Source organism: Microbacterium sp. Se5.02b, assembly GCF_019464375.1.
Taxonomy (GTDB): Bacteria; Actinomycetota; Actinomycetes; order Actinomycetales; family Microbacteriaceae; genus Microbacterium.
This window is the reverse complement of sequence record NZ_CP080491.1, coordinates 1,161,617-1,176,368: the sequence shown is the minus strand read 5'-3', so window position 1 is coordinate 1,176,368 and position 14,752 is coordinate 1,161,617. Positions and strand designations below refer to the sequence as shown.

The window sequence follows — 14,752 nt, the reverse complement described above, 5'->3', positions numbered from 1 at the left end:
GACCGCTCAGTGGAAGAAGTGGCGCTCCCCCGTGAAGAACATCGTGACGCCCGCCTTGCGCGCCGCGTCCACGACCTCCTCGTCACGCACCGAACCACCCGGCTGCACGATGGCGGTGACACCGGCGTCGATCAGCACCTGGGCGCCGTCGGCGAACGGGAAGAAGGCGTCGGAGGATGCGACCGAACCGGCGGCACGGTCCCCGGCGCGCTCGACCGCGAGGCGGCACGAGTCGACGCGGTTGACCTGGCCCATGCCGACACCGACCGTGGCGTTGTCCTTCGCGAGCACGATCGCGTTCGACTTGACCGCGCGGCAGGCCTTCCACGCGAAGATGAGGTTCTCCATCTCCTCGTCGCTCGGGCGCTCGCCCGAGACGAGCTCCCAGTTCTTCGCGACCGAGACGATGTCGTCGGGGAAGCGGTCGGCGTCCTGCAGCAGCAGGCCTCCCGAGACCAGGCGCACGTCCATCCGCTCCTGCTGCCAGTCCTCGGGGAGCTGGAGAAGACGCAGGTTCTTCTTGGCCTTGAACACTTCGAGCGCCGCAGGCTCGAACGACGGGGCGACGATGACCTCGGTGAAGATGTCCTTGAGGTTCTCGGCCATCTTCAGCGTCACGGTGCCGTTCGCCGCGATGACTCCGCCGTAGGCCGAGACCGGGTCGCACTCGTGGGCGCGCAGGTGGGCGCTGGCGATCGGGTCGAGCGCGTTCGGCGCCGTGGTGGCGATGCCGCACGGGTTGGCGTGCTTGATGATCGCGACGGCCGGCTTCACCATGTCGTATGCGGCCCGCAGCGCGGCATCCGCGTCGACGTAGTTGTTGTACGACATCTCCTTGCCCTGCAACTGGGTCGCCTGGGCGATGCCGTGGCCGCCGGCGCGCGTGTAGATCGCGCCGCGCTGGTGCGAGTTCTCGCCGTAGCGCAGAGTGGCCAGCCGCTCGGCCTGGATCGTGAGATGCGTGGGCAGATCGCCGTCGTCCTGCAGCGTCCCCTCGGCGAACCACGATGCCACGGCCGTGTCGTACGCCGCCGTGTGGGCGAATGCACGGGCTGCGAGCTCGCGCCGCTGCGACAGCGAGGTGCCTCCCGCGTCGAGTGCCGAGATGATCCCGGGGTACGACTGCGGCGAGACGACGATCGCGACATTCGCGTGGTTCTTCGCGGCGGCGCGCGCCATGGCGGGCCCACCGATGTCGATCTGCTCGACCACGTCGTCGCCGACGGCGCCGGAGGCCACCGTCTCCACGAACGGGTAGAGGTTCACGACGACGAGCTCGAACGGGGTGATGTCGAGTTCGGCGAGCTGCCGTTCGTGGTCTTCGAGGCGCAGGTCGGCGAGCAGCCCCCGTGGATCTTGGGGTGCAGCGTCTTGACGCGGCCGTCGAGCATCTCGGCGACGCCCGTGACGGCGGCGACATCGGTCACGGCGATACCGGCCTCGCGGATCGTCGAGGCCGTGGAGCCGGTCGAGACGATCTCCACGCCGGCCTCGGCGAGTGCCGCAGCGAGGACGAGCAGGTCGGTCTTGTCGCTCACCGAGACGAGCGCGCGCCGGATCGGAACGGCATCGCGATCGCGGTAGAGCGTGGGGTCGTGGCGGGGGCCGGCCATGAGGGCTCCTTCGTGCGGGGCGTCGGGTGGGGGTCAGGAAGAGGAGGGGAGGGCGAGGTCGCCGGTGGCGATCCCGCGGACGACATCGATCAGCAGTCGACGTTCGACGGGCTTGATGCGCTCGTGCAGGCTGTGCTCGGTATCGCCGCCGAGGATCGGCACGCGCTCCTGCGCCAGGATGGGGCCGGAGTCCACGCCGTCGTCGACGACGATCACGCTGGCACCCGTCTGGGCGGCGCCGGCGGCGAGGGCGTCCCGGACGCCGTGCGCGCCGGGGAACTCCGGCAGGTAGGCGGGGTGGGTGTTGATCAGGCGCGGCGAGTACTCCGCGACGACCGACGGCGGAAGCAGCCGCATGAGACCGCTGAGGACGACGAGGTCCGGGTTCCAGACGGCCAGCTGACGGGAGAGTTCCTCTCCCCAGGCCTCTCGGCTCTCGTGCTCGTGCCACGGCACCGTGAAGCTGGGGATGCCGAACTCCTCGGCGTGGGCCAGGCCGTCGGCCTCGCGGTCGGCGCCGACGACGATCACCCTGGCGGGAAAATCGGGATGACGAGCGGCCTCGAGGAGGGCGCGAAGGTTCGAGCCGGTGCCCGAGATGAGAACGGCGACCGTGAGCACGCGCCCAGTCTACCGGGGAGCGCGACCGGCTCCGTCCGGCGGGTTCGCGCCACGGAGGTCATCCAGCGGCGCCGTGTCGTCGAAAGCGGAGGGTTCACGGAAGGACGCATCGGCTGAGGCATCCGTCGCCACCGAGAACGGGGCCGGAGTGCTCTCCAACGCCGACATCTCTGCGACCCAGCGATCGGTGCGCTCTTCGGCCAGCTCGTCGCGGTTCCGCGGGGACAGCAGCAGGATCGCCGCACCGACGAGGACCTCGGCTCCGAGCGCGAGTGCGAACGGCAGCACGGCAGGACCGACCACCGCCAGCCGTCCCGGTCCCATCGACCCGTTCGAGAGGGCCGCTGCGATCGCGGCGACACCGGCAGTGACCCCGGCGATGCCGACGGCGATCGTCACCCGCTGCAGCATGCCGAGAGGCGTGCCCTCCCACACGAGCCTCGAGCGGACCGCCCATCCGGCGAACGCCCCCGCGGCGACGGGGACGAGCACGACGATCAGCATCCAGATCGAGCTGTTCTCCGGCAGCAGTCCGAAGACGGGGATGCCGGGTACGACGCCGAGCTGGGTCCCCGCGGGGAGACGGCGGTTCCGGCACCGACCGCGAAACCGGGACCCGCGAGCCACGACGCGGTCCACACGATCAGCGTCGGCAGGTAGACGAGCTGCCCGAGGGTCATGACGGTCGCACCGAGCGCATCGACGCGGGCGGCCTGGAACAGCGCGACCACCTCGCCTCCGCGCAGCAGCACGGTCACAGCGAGCGCCAGAGCAGCGGCACCGACCACACCGACCAGTGCGAAGGCGGCGCCACGCACCACGGCGACCGGGACCGGCGCCCACTCGTCCCTGGCGTCGAACCAGTCGTGCACCCGGTCGAGCACTCCCCCGTCGCCCTCCTCCCATGCGATGCGCACGGCTCCGCAGAGCGCTCCGATCAGGTAGACCGCGGCGGGGAGGATGATAGCGAGCGGCAAGGGAGTCTGCGCCGCATCCAGCCGGGTCGTGAGCGACTCCGGCCGAGATGAGTGCGAATGCCCCCGCTCCGGTCAGCGAGCCGAGCAGCCATGCCCCGGCCTTCGCCGCCCTGCCACCAGACCGCGCGGCGAACAGGAGGGTGAACAGCAGGAAGGCCAGCGGGGTGATCGACACGACGAAGGTCGCGGCCTCCGGCGGGATGCTCAGAGCGACCAGGAGCGCGTCCGGGATCCCGACCGTGAGCGGCACGCCGTGACCGAACTCCCAGAGCGTGCCGGTCAGCGGCCAGAGCGCGCCCCAGTCGGCGGTGATCCCGAAGGCCACCGTCCACAGCAGCGTCAGCGGAGCCAGCAGCACGACGAGACCGACCGCAGCGGCGATGGCGGCGTCGAAGGCGGCGAGGAGCGCGACGAGGAGGCGTTGCATAGCGATTCGAGACTACGACGAGTTGCCGACGAACCTCTGGGGGCGCGCGTGGGCTCCGCGACACGATAGCGTTTCTCCGGAGGTTTCCCGATGACAACTGCCCCACCCGCCCCCGCATCCACCGAGCCCACCGGTGCTCTGGACCGCTTCTTCGAGATCAGCAAACGCGGATCGACGATCGGCACCGAGGTCCGAGGGGGTCTGGTGACGTTCGTCACCATGGCCTACATCGTGATCCTCAACCCGATCATCCTGTCCGGCAAGCCGGATGTCGCCGGCAACATGCTCGACTTCAACGCTGTCGGAGCCGCCACCGCGCTCACTGCCGGAGTGATGACGATCCTGTTCGGGCTGGTGACGCGCCTGCCGTTCGGGTTCGCCGCAGGGCTCGGGATCAACGCGTTCGTGGCCTTCTCGGTCGTCGGGCAGGTGACCTGGCCGGAGGCCATGGCCCTCGTGATGATCAACGGTGTCGTGATCGTGCTGCTCGCGGCCACCGGCCTGCGCAAGGCGATCTTCGATGCGGTGCCGTTCCAGCTCAAGATCGCGATCACGGTCGGCATCGGCCTGTTCATCGCGTTCATCGGCTTCGTCAACTCGGGATTCGTCACGGCGACCGGAGCCTCCTCGCCCCCGGTCGGCCTCGGCGTGAACGGCTCGGTCGCGACCGTTCCGACCCTGCTCTTCGTGATCACGCTCCTTCTGACCGGCATCCTCGTCGCCTTGAAGATCAAGGGCGGCATGCTGATCGGCCTGATCGGCGGCACCGTCCTCGCGGTCATCGTCGAGGCGATCTGGCACATCGGCGCACGCGGCTTCGACGACGAGGGCAATGTCGTCAACCCGGGCGGCTGGGGCCTCACGGTCCCCGCACTGAACGGCTCCCCGGTCGGGATCCCCGACCTCAGCCTGATCGGCGCCGTCGACTTCGGCTTCGACCTGGGCAAGGTCAGCCTCGTCGCGATCGTGATGATCGTCTTCACACTGCTGTTCACGAACTTCTTCGACGCCATGGGCACCATGACGGGCCTCGCGAAGGAGGCGAACCTCGCCGACGACAACGGAGACTTCCCGCGCATCAAGTCGGCGCTGGTCGTCGAGGGCGTCGGAGCGATCGCCGGTGGCGCGACCTCGTCGTCGTCGAGCACGGTGTTCATCGAGTCCGGCGCCGGAATCGGCGAGGGCGCGCGCACGGGTCTCGCCAACGTGGTCACGGGCGTCGTGTTCCTGATCGCGATGTTCCTGACCCCGCTGACGTCGATCGTCCCGACCGAGATCGCGGCAGCCGCGCTGATCATCGTCGGCGCGATGATGATGGCGCAGATCCGTTTCATCGACTTCACCGACTTCCGCGTGCTGCTGCCGGTGTTCCTCACCGTCTCGGTGATGCCGCTGACGTACTCGATCGCGAACGGCATCGGGGCGGGCTTCGTCAGCTGGGTGCTCATCCACGCGTTCTCCGGCAAGGTCAAGAGCATCAGCCCTCTGCTGTGGGTGGTCGGTGCCGGCTTCCTGATCTTCTTCGCCCGCGGCCCGATCGAGGCGCTCTTCGGCGTCGGTATCTGACCGGAACCACGAGAGAGGGGCGGATGCTGCGGCATCCGTCCCTCTCTCGTGTCTCGCCCTGCGCCGTCCGTCCTCTCCGGCACCCGTGCCATGTCACGGACGCACGACCGCGACGCGGATGCACGACCCGGTCGCGGATGCCGTCGTACGGACGCGCCCGCTTCATGCAGGTGTTCCGGCGAGGAGCGGCTCAGGCCGGTGCGGCGTAGGCGGCGGCGAACTCCGGCGACGGCTCGATCGGCTCGATGACGTCGATGAGCACTCCTCCCGGTGCCTCCACGATGAAATGACGCTGACCGAAAGCCTCGTCGCGAAGGGTCAGTCTCTCCGGCAGGCCGCGCTCCCCCACCAGCCGCGCATGCACCGCCTTCGCATCCGACACCTCGATGTTGAGCAGCAGGCCGCGGACCTGTTCGCGGAAGCCCTCGGGGATGCTCTCGTGCGTCCGGGCGAGGATCGCCAGTTCGCCTCCGTCGAAGCGCAGGCTCACGTACCAGTCCGCCTCGAACGTCGGCTCGAAGCCGAGTTCCTCACGGTAGAACCGTGCCGCAGTCGCGACGTCGTCCACCATCAGCACCGGATAGAAGCTCGTGATCTCCATGGTCACTCCTTTTACATACACTGTGTTTGTATCGTTCCCGTTAGAATACATACACATCACACGTAAAGGAACCTATGCCCCGCGCATCCGCCGCAGACGCCGCAGAGACGGCACGTCGAATCCTCGAAGTCGCCACCGCGCACTTCGTCGCGCACGGCTACGCATCGGCGTCGGTCGACGAGATCGCCCGCGCCTCCGGCGTGACCCGCGGCGCCGTGTACCACCACTACACGTCGAAACCGGGGCTGTTCGCAGCCGTCGTCGCGACGCAGCAGCAGCTCGTCGCAGAGGCGATCATCGCGGCCACGCGGAACAGTGCCCCGGACACCGCGATCCACGACGGGAGCCACGCGTTCCTCGACGCGATCACCCGAGGGGCGGCAGCGCGGGTGCTGCTCGTCGACGGACCGGCCGTCGTCGGTTGGCAGGAGTGGCGGCGCCTCGACGCGGAAGGTCCGGAGCAGGAGCTGCGCACGGGCCTCCGTGAAGCGGGCACCTCCCCGCGCTCCTGGACCCGCTGACCGCCGCACTCTCGGGCGCGATGAACGAGCTGGCTCTCTGGCTCGCCGTGCGTCCGGACGACGCCGCCGCACGCGGGCACGCCCACGAGGCTCTCGACGCCATCCTGAGTTCCGTCGCTCCCCGGCGCTGACTCCCCCGGACGCTCCCGGCAGAACGATCCGACGCCCCGGCATGAAAGAAGGCCCCGGGGTGGAGCCCGGGGCCTTCAGATCAAGCGTAGCTCAGATCAGAGCGCTTCGATGATCTCGCGCATCAGGTCGGCGGTCTCGGACGGCGTCTTGCCGACCTTGACCCCGGCGGCCTCGAGGGCCTCCTTCTTCGCCTGGGCGGTACCGGCCGAACCGGAGACGATCGCTCCGGCGTGACCCATGGTCTTGCCCTCGGGAGCCGTGAAGCCCGCGACGTAGCCGACGACCGGCTTGGTGACGTGCGCCTTGATGTACTCGGCCGCGCGCTCCTCGGCGTCGCCGCCGATCTCGCCGATCATGACGATGGCCTTGGTCTCGGGGTCGGCCTCGAACGCGGCGAGCGCGTCGATGTGCGTCGTGCCGATGACCGGGTCGCCGCCGATGCCGATGGCGGTCGAGAAGCCGAGGTCGCGCAGCTCGAACATCATCTGGTACGTCAGGGTGCCCGACTTCGACACGAGGCCGATCGGGCCCTTGCCGGTGATGTTCGCGGGCGTGATGCCGACGAGCCTCGCCGGGCGTGATGATGCCGGGGCAGTTCGGGCCGATGATGCGGGTCTTGTTGCCCTTGCTCTGCGCGTAGGCCCACGCTTCGGCCGAGTCGCCAACGGGCACGCCCTCGGTGATGACGACGAGCAGCGGGATCTCGGCATCGATGGCCTCGATCATCGCGTCCTTCGTGAAGGCGCCGGGGACGAAGGCGATCGACACGTCGGCGCCGGTCTCCTTCATGGCCTCGGCGACCGAGGCGAAGACGGGGAGCTCGACGGCGGTGCCGTCCTTGTCGGTGTGCGAGACCGTGGTGCCGGCCTTGCGGGCGTTGACACCACCGACGACCTGGGTGCCGGCCTTGAGCATCAGCGCTGTGTGCTTGGTGCCCTCACCACCGGTGATGCCCTGGACGATGACCTTGGAGTCCTTGTTGAGGTAGATCGACATTCTTCTCGTCCTTCAGTCTCAGGCGTTGGCGAGCTCGGCGGCCTTGTCGGCGCCCTCGTCCATGGTTGCGGCCAGGGTCACAAGCGGGTGCGCGTACTCGGCGAGGATCGCACGGCCCTCGTCGACGCGGTTGCCGTCGAGGCGGACGACCAGAGGCTTGGAGGCGGTGGCCCCCAGCGTCTCGAGCGCGCCCTTGATGCCGTTGGCGACGGCGTCGCACGCCGTGATGCCGCCGAACACGTTCACGAACACGCTCTTGACCTGCGGGTCGCCGAGGATGACGTCGAGGCCAGCGGCCATGACCTCGGCCGAGGCGCCGCCGCCGATGTCGAGGAAGTTCGCCGGCTTGACGCCGTTGTGGTTCTCGCCTGCGTAGGCGACGACGTCGAGCGTCGACATGACGAGCCCTGCGCCGTTGCCGATGATGCCGACCTCACCGTCGAGCTTCACGTAGTTGAGGCCCGACTCCTTGGCCTTGGCCTCGAGCGGGTCTGCGGCGTCCTTGTCCTCGAGCGCCTCGTGCTCGGGGTGACGGATCTCGGAGGCGTTGTCGTCGAGCGTGACCTTGCCGTCGAGCGCGATGATGTCGCCCTCTTCGGTGCGAACCAGCGGGTTGACCTCGACCAGCGTCGCGTCCTCGCCCTTGTAGACGTCGAAGAGCTTCACGAAGACGTCGGAGACCTTCTCGACCAGATCTTCGGGGAAGTTGGCTGCGCGAGCGATCTCGACGGCCTTCTCCTTGTCGATGCCCGTGAGCGGGTTGACCTCGACGCGCGCGAGCGCCTCGGGGCGCTCGACCGCGAGCTCCTCGATCTCCATGCCGCCCTCGACCGAGCAGAGGCTCAGGTAGGAGCGGTTGGCGCGGTCGAGCAGCACGGAGAAGTAGAACTCCTCGGCGATGCGCGCACCCTGCGCGACCATGACGCGCTTGACGACGTGGCCCTTGATGTCGAGACCGAGGATGGACTTCGCCGCCTCGTACGCCTCGTCGGGGGTCTTGGCGACCTTGACGCCGCCTGCCTTTCCACGGCCGCCGGTCTTCACCTGAGCCTTGACGACGACCACTCCACCGATCTTCTCGGCTGCCGCCCTCACCTCTTCAGGGGTGTCCGCGACGATGCCGGCGAGGACCGGCACTCCGTACTTTTCGAAAACGTCTCGTGCCTGGTACTCGTACAGATCCACTGTGGTTCCTTCACTGGGCTGCTGTCTGGTAATTCTCTCGATGTCGAGACATCGACCAGTCCCCCAGCCTACTACCTCGGCCTGGGCGCGCTTACGGCCCCGGGCTCTTGCCGGTCACCGCAGCGGCGGCACGCCGTAGCGACGTGAAGGCAGCGCAGCCAGACGGAGCTGACGCGTGATCAGCAACGGAGTGATCACCAACGCGGCGCCGACGGCGACGATCACCGGTCGCACGACGACGACCGGCAACCCTCCCCACAGCGCGATGAGGATCGAGCCGACGAGGACGACCCCCAGGACGGCCTCGCTCACGAGCAGCTGCCGCCGCACCGCCGCGGTGTCTGCCGCCAACGTGGTCTCCCGTCCATGCACGGCGATGTGCTCGGTCCACCGCGCGCCGTCCCACCAGCGTCGGGTGCCGCGGCGGCGTGTCTCGTACCATCCGGCCGGAATCCCACGTTCGCTCACGCTCCTCAGTATGACGGCGGCGCCTCGGTGTCGGCGCCCGCCGAGGTCTAGGCTTTCGCCATGCACGAATCCGCAGAACTGCGCACCGGCGTCGTCGCCGCAGCGCTCGAGCTCTTCAGCGCCCAGGGCTTCGACCAGACGTCGGTGGAGCAGATCGCGAAGGCGGCCGGAGTCTCCCGCTCGACCTTCTTCCGCCAGTTCGGTGGCAAAGAAGATGTCGTGTTCGCCGATCATGAGGTGCTTCTCGAGCAGCTCCGCGAGTTCCTCGACGAGGGGCACGACGACCCGTGGGGCGCGGTCTGCGCCGCCTCGGAGTCGGTCTTCGCGCATTTCGCCCACGATCCTCAGCTCGCCCGACGGCGCTACCAGATCGTGCGTCAGGTCCCCGTGCTGCGCGAGCGCGAGATCATCACGGTCTTCCGCTACGAGCGCCTGTTCGACGAGTATCTGCGCAGCGCTCTCCCCGGCGTCGATCCGCTGGACGCCGTGGGGTTCGCGGCGCTCGTGACCGCCGTGCACAACCACGTGCTGCGCCAGTTGCTGCGCGGGCGCAAGAAGGTGCCCCTGGCGACGCTGCAGACGGCACTCGCCGATGTCCGCCGCCGCTACGGGGTGACAGGCGAGACCGCGACCGCGCCCGACGACATGGTCGTCGCCGTGTTCCCTCGCTCCATGCCGATCGCGGAGGTCACGCGCCGCCTGCAGTCCGAACTCGACTGACGACTCGTGGAACCGAGTATCGAGGAGTACGATACTCAGGTCCACGAAGGAGTCCCATGAGCACTGCAGCCTCCCCCTCCCCCTTCCCCGGCGAGCGCGTCTCGTCCTATGACATCACCGCCCGTCAGGACAGTGATTACTACGCCGTCTTCAGCGACGTCCCCGCCGCGGATCGCGCCGCGTGGGATCGTGCGAAGTCCTACGTCGACGAGGTGGCCCCGCAGATGACGGAGGCCTGGGACCGCGCGGAGTACCCGCTCGCAGCCGCCCGACGGATGGGCGAGATGGACCTTGTCGTCGACGGCGTCCAGCACCCGTCGCTCACGAGCCTCTCACCGTTGGCCGCAGGCCTGGTCAACATGGAGATCTCACGCGGCGACGGCTCCCTCGGCACGATCCTCGCGGTGCAGGGCGGGCTCGCACTGCGCACACTGGCCCTGTTCGGCTCGTCGGCGCAGCAGGAGCGTTGGCTCACCGCGCTCGCAGACGGATCGGTGCTCGGATCCTTCGCCCTGACCGAACCCGACCACGGCTCCGACTCCGTCTCGCTCGAGACCGTGGCCAGGCGCGACGGCGACGCGTGGGTCATCCGCGGCGCGAAGAAGTGGATCGGCAACGGCGCCTCCGGCGGCATCACCTTCGTGTGGGCGCGCGTCGACGACGAGGCCGCCGAGGAGCACGGCGCCGTGCGGTGCTTCCTGGTGGAACAGGACGCGCCCGGCTACACGGGCACTGTGATCCGCGGCAAGGCCTCGCTGAGGGCGATCCACCAGGCGCACATCGTGCTCGACGACGTGCGCGTACCTCTGGATGCGGTGCTGCCGGGCACGAAGAGCTTCAAGGATGCGTCCACCGTCCTCTACGCCACACGCTCAGGCGTCGCCTGGTCGGCACTCGGTCACGCGACCGCATGCTACGAAGCCTCCCTGGCATACGCGACCCAGCGAGTGCAGTTCGGCAAGCCTCTCGCGAAGTTCCAGATGGTGCAGGAGCGCCTCACCCACATGCTGGAAGACCTCACGGCGATGCAGCTGTACTGCCGCCGGATGGCCGACCTCGAGACCGCGGGAGATCTACGTCCGACGCAGGCATCGCTCGCGAAGTTCCACAACACGCGCGCCGCACGCCGGATCGCCTCGACAGCCCGCGATCTGCTCGGCGGCAACGGCATCCTGCTCGAGAACGGCGTCATGCAGCACATGGCCGACATCGAGGCGATCCACACCTACGAGGGCACCGAGAGCGTCCAGGCGCTGCTGCTCGGTCGTGACATCACGGGGATGAGCGCCTTCGCCTGAGGCCAGGTTCGGGCGTCCTGGTCAGTCTCACGCGGGACGGATCATGCACACCAGACGCGGACGCGGGTCCCCACTCTCCGCGCGGCGGAAGCCGCGTGATTCGTAGAGGCGGATCGCTCGCTCGCGCCACTCCCACACGGAAAGACGCACCTCGCCCTCGGCATCCGCGATCGCCGCGTCGAGCAGCGCCGATCCCACACCACGGCCACGCACGCGGGGATCCGCCCACAGTCGCTTGACCTCGGTGATGCCGCCGCGCGCGAGCGAGACGACGACGCCGACCACCCGGTCGTCGAGATCCGCGACGAGCACCCGGCAGCCGTCGTACGCAGCAGAGGGGTCGTCGACCTCCGGCCGGTACCGCTCGGGGAGCACGAGGAGCGCTGCGCTCTCCGTGCCGCTCTCCCGCCTCTTCTCCTCCTCTGTCTGGACGAGGTAAGCGCGCACGGCGGCGGCGACGGCGGGAGTGTCGTGGCGGAAATCCGCGGGGCGGATCCGCGGCGACGCGTCCGCCCGATCGACCATCAGTCGCAGCCGCAGCCGCCGGACGGCGTCTTCACCATGAAGCACACGTCGCATACGCCGTAGTCGCGCTCCGTGACGGGCTTCGGCGCCTTCTCGGCGCGCGGTGCCGAGACGCGCGGGGTCGTCGCGCGCTTCGCCGCTCGCTGCGGCGCGAGCGGGATGAACTCGCTCGGATGGCTCACGTAGAAGTACGGCGCGCGCCCTTCGCTCGGCTGGAGTCGCAGGGGAGCTGAGCCGACGATCAGTCGCTCGTCCTCGGTGAAACCGTTGGTGTAAGTGCGCCCGATGTGCAGCGACGCACCCTCGCCGCGACGGATCGCCTCGATATAGCGACCGCGGTCGATGAACGAGCTGATCCCGATCGCATCGACGATGGCCGTGATGAACGCGTGGTTCGCCGGGTCTATGCGGTGCGCGCGCAGCGCTTCCTGGAGCGAACGGTATGGACGGGAGGTGCCTGCGGGGGTCGGCCCCTGTACTTCTTTCATCCCTTCCAGGATCGCACGCTCCGAGGCCTGCGTCCGACCGTTTCCTCCGATGTGCGTGCGAGACTGGCGTCATGGTTCGGGCGACGATCATCGGCTCCGGCCCCAACGGCCTCGCCGCCGGGGTGGCCCTCGCACGCGCCGGCTACGAGGTGCGAGTGCTCGAAGCGTCCGACACGATCGGCGGCGGAGTGCGCACGGCGGAGACCACTCTCTCCGGCTTCCGACACGATGTGTGTTCCACGGTGCATCCGGCCGCGCTGGCTTCCCCGTTCTTCCGCGCCTTCGGCCTCGCAGAGCGTCTCGAGTGGATCATCCCGGAGATCTCGTACGCGCACCCGCTGGATGCCGGAAGGGCCGCGATCGCGTGGCGGGACATCGAGCGCACCGCTGCGGGACTCGGTGCCGACGAGCGGGCCTGGCTCAGGCTCCTGCGACCGCTGAGCCGCCGCATCGACGGCGTCACCGACTTCACCGGCAACCAGCTGCTGCGCGTTCCCGCAGACCCCGTGACAGCCGTCCGCTATGCGCTGCGCATGCTGGATCAGGGCACTCCCCTCGCCGCGCGCAGCTTCCGCACCGTGGAGGCGGCCGCCCTGATGTCGGGAGTCGTCGCGCACGCCAACTCCCCACAACCGTCGCTCGCCGGCGCGGCCGCCGGTCTGCTGCTGGCGGCTCTCGGACATGCCGACGGGTGGCCGCTCCCCCGCGGTGGCGCGCAGAGCATCGCCGACGCGCTGGTCGCCGATCTCGAAGCGCATGGCGGCTCCGTCGAGCCCGGCACGGCGGTCACCGACCTCGGCGCGCTCGACTGGGGCGACCCCGGCCGGGGCGATCTGCTTCTGCTGAACACCTCTCCCCGTCTGGCGCTCACCCACCCCGACATCCCGGCCGGATACCGGCGCGCACTCGCCTCGTACCGCTACGGAGCGGCAGCGGCCAAGGTCGACTTCGCCCTCGACGGCCCCATCCCGTGGAGCAACGCCGACGTGCGACAGGCGATAACCGTGCACCTCGGCGGCACCCGCGCCGAGGTCTGGGCGAGCGAGAACGCCGTCGCCGCGGGCCGCGTGAGCGAACGCCCTTACGTGCTCGCGGTGCAGCCGTCCGTGGTCGACGCCTCGCGCGCACCGGAGGGCAAGGCGGTGCTGTGGGCGTACATCCACGTGCCCAACGGCTCCGACCTCGACCCGACCGCCCTCATCACGACCCAGGTCGAGCGCTTCGCTCCCGGCTTCCGCGACCTCGTGCTGGCGCCCCACGCCGTGCCCGCGTCGTCGCGCGAAGCCGTCAACCCCGCGGAGATCGGCGGTGACATCTCCGGAGGCGTGTTCGACATGCGGCAGGCGCTGCGTCGGCCCGCGCTCTCTCCGACACCGTGGCGCACGCCCATGCGGGGTATCTACCTCGCCTCCGCTGCCACCCCACCCGGCCCGGCGGTCAGCGGCATGGCCGGGTGGCACGCGGCGCGCACGGCGCTGGCCGACGCCGGCGAACCCGCCACGCTCGACGACCTCTTCGGCTGAGCGCAACCCCTTCCGTCGCGGCGTCCTCGGCGTCCAGGATGGGACCATGCGCTACGAGATCCCCGCACCGATGCTGGCGAAAGCGGTCCGGACCGTCCCCGACCCGGACAAGACCCCCGGCGGACTCGTGTACGAACCGAAGTGGGACGGTTTCCGCGGCCTCATCGCCTGGGACGGTGAGACCGTGGAGATCGGCTCGCGAGGAGCGAAGCCCCTGACCCGGTACTTCCCCGAGCTGGTCGACGCCATCCCCGAGCTGCTGCCGGGGCCGTGTCTGCTCGACGGGGAGATCGTCGTCGCCACCGGTCCCCGAGGGTCCCAGCGCCTGGACTGGGAAGCGCTGAGCCAGCGCATCCACCCCGCGGCCTCGCGCGTCGCGAAGCTCGCCGTCGAGACACCGGCCATGTTCATCGCCTTCGATCTGCTCGCCTACGGGGACGACGACCTCCTCACGCAGTCGTTCGAGACGCGGAGGGCGCGGCTCGAGACGGTGATGGAGGCCGTCGAACACCCCCTGCACATCACCCGGACGACGCGCGATCGCGATTCCGCTGTGCGCTGGCTCGAGGAGTTCGAGGGCGCGGGGCTCGACGGCGTCGTCGCGAAGCCCCTCGACCAGCCGTATGCCCCTGGCAAGCGCACCCTGTTCAAGATCAAGCACGCCCGCACCGCCGATGTGGTCGCACTCGGCTACCGCATCCACAAGTCGGGTTCCGGCGTCGGCTCCCTCCTGGTCGGCCTCTACGGCGACGACGGCGTGCTGCGGCAGGTCGGCGGGGTCGCGGCGTGGAGCGACGCGCGGCGACAGGAGCTCGTCGACGAGCTCGCACCCCTGGTCGAGCGCGACGAAGCGGGCGACGCCGTGACCGCGGAGGGCGAGCGCTCGCGTTTCAGCGGTGCGAAGGATGTCTCGTTCGTGCGGTTGCGCCCCGAGCGGGTCCTCGAGGTCAGGTACGACCAGCTCGAGGGCGCGCGCTTCCGACACACCGTGCAGTTCGAGCGCTGGCGCCCCGATCGCGACGCCCGCTCATGCACCTACGATCAGCTCGACACCGTCGCGGGGTACGACCTGGCCGACGTCCTGAGCTGAG

Annotated in this window: 13 protein-coding genes and 3 pseudogenes; 7 read left to right on the top strand and 9 right to left on the bottom strand. The window is 69.4% G+C overall.

What is annotated here, in order from left to right; translation table 11 throughout:
- Positions 1-6: 6 nt before the first annotated feature.
- The 3 genes and pseudogenes from purH to K1X59_RS05915 all read right to left on the bottom strand — a co-directional run bounded on the left by purH (position 7) and on the right by K1X59_RS05915 (position 3,638).
- Positions 7-1,613 (bottom strand): annotated as a pseudogene (gene purH / locus K1X59_RS05925) (bifunctional phosphoribosylaminoimidazolecarboxamide formyltransferase/IMP cyclohydrolase).
- Between the two features lie 33 nt (positions 1,614-1,646).
- Complete coding sequence (gene purN / locus K1X59_RS05920; protein ID WP_183152155.1) at positions 1,647-2,234, bottom strand: phosphoribosylglycinamide formyltransferase; 588 nt, start codon at positions 2,232-2,234, stop codon at positions 1,647-1,649.
- Positions 2,235-2,243: 9 nt separating this feature from the next.
- Positions 2,244-3,638: pseudogene (locus tag K1X59_RS05915) on the bottom strand (DUF6350 family protein).
- A 90-nt stretch (positions 3,639-3,728) separates the two neighbouring features.
- On the opposite strand from K1X59_RS05915, the gene K1X59_RS05910 reads away from it, so the two are divergent.
- The gene (locus K1X59_RS05910) at positions 3,729-5,204 is read left to right on the top strand and encodes an NCS2 family permease (RefSeq protein WP_183152154.1); all 1,476 of its coding nucleotides are present in this window, start codon (positions 3,729-3,731) and stop codon (positions 5,202-5,204) included.
- A 190-nt stretch (positions 5,205-5,394) separates the two neighbouring features.
- Here K1X59_RS05910 and K1X59_RS05905 read toward each other — a convergent pair whose 3' ends face one another.
- Entirely contained in the window at positions 5,395-5,805 is a 411-nt protein-coding gene (locus K1X59_RS05905; protein ID WP_183152153.1) for a VOC family protein, read from the bottom strand.
- Between the two features lie 74 nt (positions 5,806-5,879).
- On the opposite strand from K1X59_RS05905, the gene K1X59_RS05900 reads away from it, so the two are divergent.
- Together K1X59_RS05900 and K1X59_RS22775 are read left to right on the top strand one after the other, a co-directional pair.
- The gene (locus K1X59_RS05900; RefSeq protein ID WP_244632439.1) at positions 5,880-6,326 is read left to right on the top strand and encodes a TetR/AcrR family transcriptional regulator; all 447 of its coding nucleotides are present in this window, start codon (positions 5,880-5,882) and stop codon (positions 6,324-6,326) included.
- Between the two features lie 20 nt (positions 6,327-6,346).
- On the top strand, positions 6,347-6,457 hold the full coding sequence (locus tag K1X59_RS22775) for a hypothetical protein (RefSeq protein ID WP_345941155.1): 111 nt from the start codon (positions 6,347-6,349) through the stop codon (positions 6,455-6,457).
- 96 nt (positions 6,458-6,553) lie between these two features.
- Here K1X59_RS22775 and sucD read toward each other — a convergent pair.
- The 3 genes and pseudogenes from sucD to K1X59_RS05885 all read right to left on the bottom strand — a co-directional run bounded on the left by sucD (position 6,554) and on the right by K1X59_RS05885 (position 9,107).
- Positions 6,554-7,454 (bottom strand): annotated as a pseudogene (sucD, locus tag K1X59_RS05895) (succinate--CoA ligase subunit alpha).
- A gap of 18 nt (positions 7,455-7,472) precedes the next feature.
- Positions 7,473-8,639, bottom strand: coding sequence for an ADP-forming succinate--CoA ligase subunit beta (gene sucC, locus K1X59_RS05890; protein ID WP_220174026.1), 1,167 nt, complete (start codon positions 8,637-8,639; stop codon positions 7,473-7,475).
- A 114-nt stretch (positions 8,640-8,753) separates the two neighbouring features.
- Positions 8,754-9,107 (bottom strand): DUF2510 domain-containing protein, encoded by a 354-nt coding sequence (locus tag K1X59_RS05885; protein WP_183152151.1) that lies wholly within the window; start codon positions 9,105-9,107, stop codon positions 8,754-8,756.
- 60 nt (positions 9,108-9,167) lie between these two features.
- Here K1X59_RS05885 and K1X59_RS05880 point away from each other — a divergent pair, with 60 nt between their 5' ends.
- Together K1X59_RS05880 and K1X59_RS05875 are read left to right on the top strand one after the other, a co-directional pair.
- Positions 9,168-9,827, top strand: a complete 660-nt coding sequence (locus tag K1X59_RS05880; protein WP_183152150.1) for a TetR/AcrR family transcriptional regulator — start codon at positions 9,168-9,170, stop codon at positions 9,825-9,827.
- Positions 9,828-9,883: 56 nt separating this feature from the next.
- Positions 9,884-11,125, top strand: coding sequence for an acyl-CoA dehydrogenase family protein (locus tag K1X59_RS05875; RefSeq protein ID WP_220174025.1), 1,242 nt, complete (start codon positions 9,884-9,886; stop codon positions 11,123-11,125).
- Between the two features lie 27 nt (positions 11,126-11,152).
- Here the strand turns inward: K1X59_RS05875 and K1X59_RS05870 are convergent, their stop codons facing one another.
- Positions 11,153-11,650 carry a GNAT family N-acetyltransferase gene (locus tag K1X59_RS05870; protein WP_183152149.1) on the bottom strand — a complete coding sequence of 166 codons (498 nt, stop codon included), beginning with the start codon at positions 11,648-11,650 and terminating at the stop codon, positions 11,153-11,155.
- Positions 11,650-12,138, bottom strand: a complete 489-nt coding sequence (locus tag K1X59_RS05865; RefSeq protein ID WP_183152148.1) for a magnesium transporter — start codon at positions 12,136-12,138, stop codon at positions 11,650-11,652. Before K1X59_RS05865 ends, K1X59_RS05870 begins: the two co-directional genes overlap by 1 nt.
- Positions 12,139-12,209: 71 nt before the next feature.
- On the opposite strand from K1X59_RS05865, the gene K1X59_RS05860 reads away from it, so the two are divergent.
- On the top strand, positions 12,210-13,661 hold the full coding sequence (locus K1X59_RS05860; RefSeq protein WP_220174024.1) for an NAD(P)/FAD-dependent oxidoreductase: 1,452 nt from the start codon (positions 12,210-12,212) through the stop codon (positions 13,659-13,661).
- A 46-nt stretch (positions 13,662-13,707) separates the two neighbouring features.
- Positions 13,708-14,751 (top strand): ATP-dependent DNA ligase, encoded by a 1,044-nt coding sequence (locus K1X59_RS05855; protein WP_220174023.1) that lies wholly within the window; start codon positions 13,708-13,710, stop codon positions 14,749-14,751.
- Position 14,752: the final 1 nt, after the last annotated feature.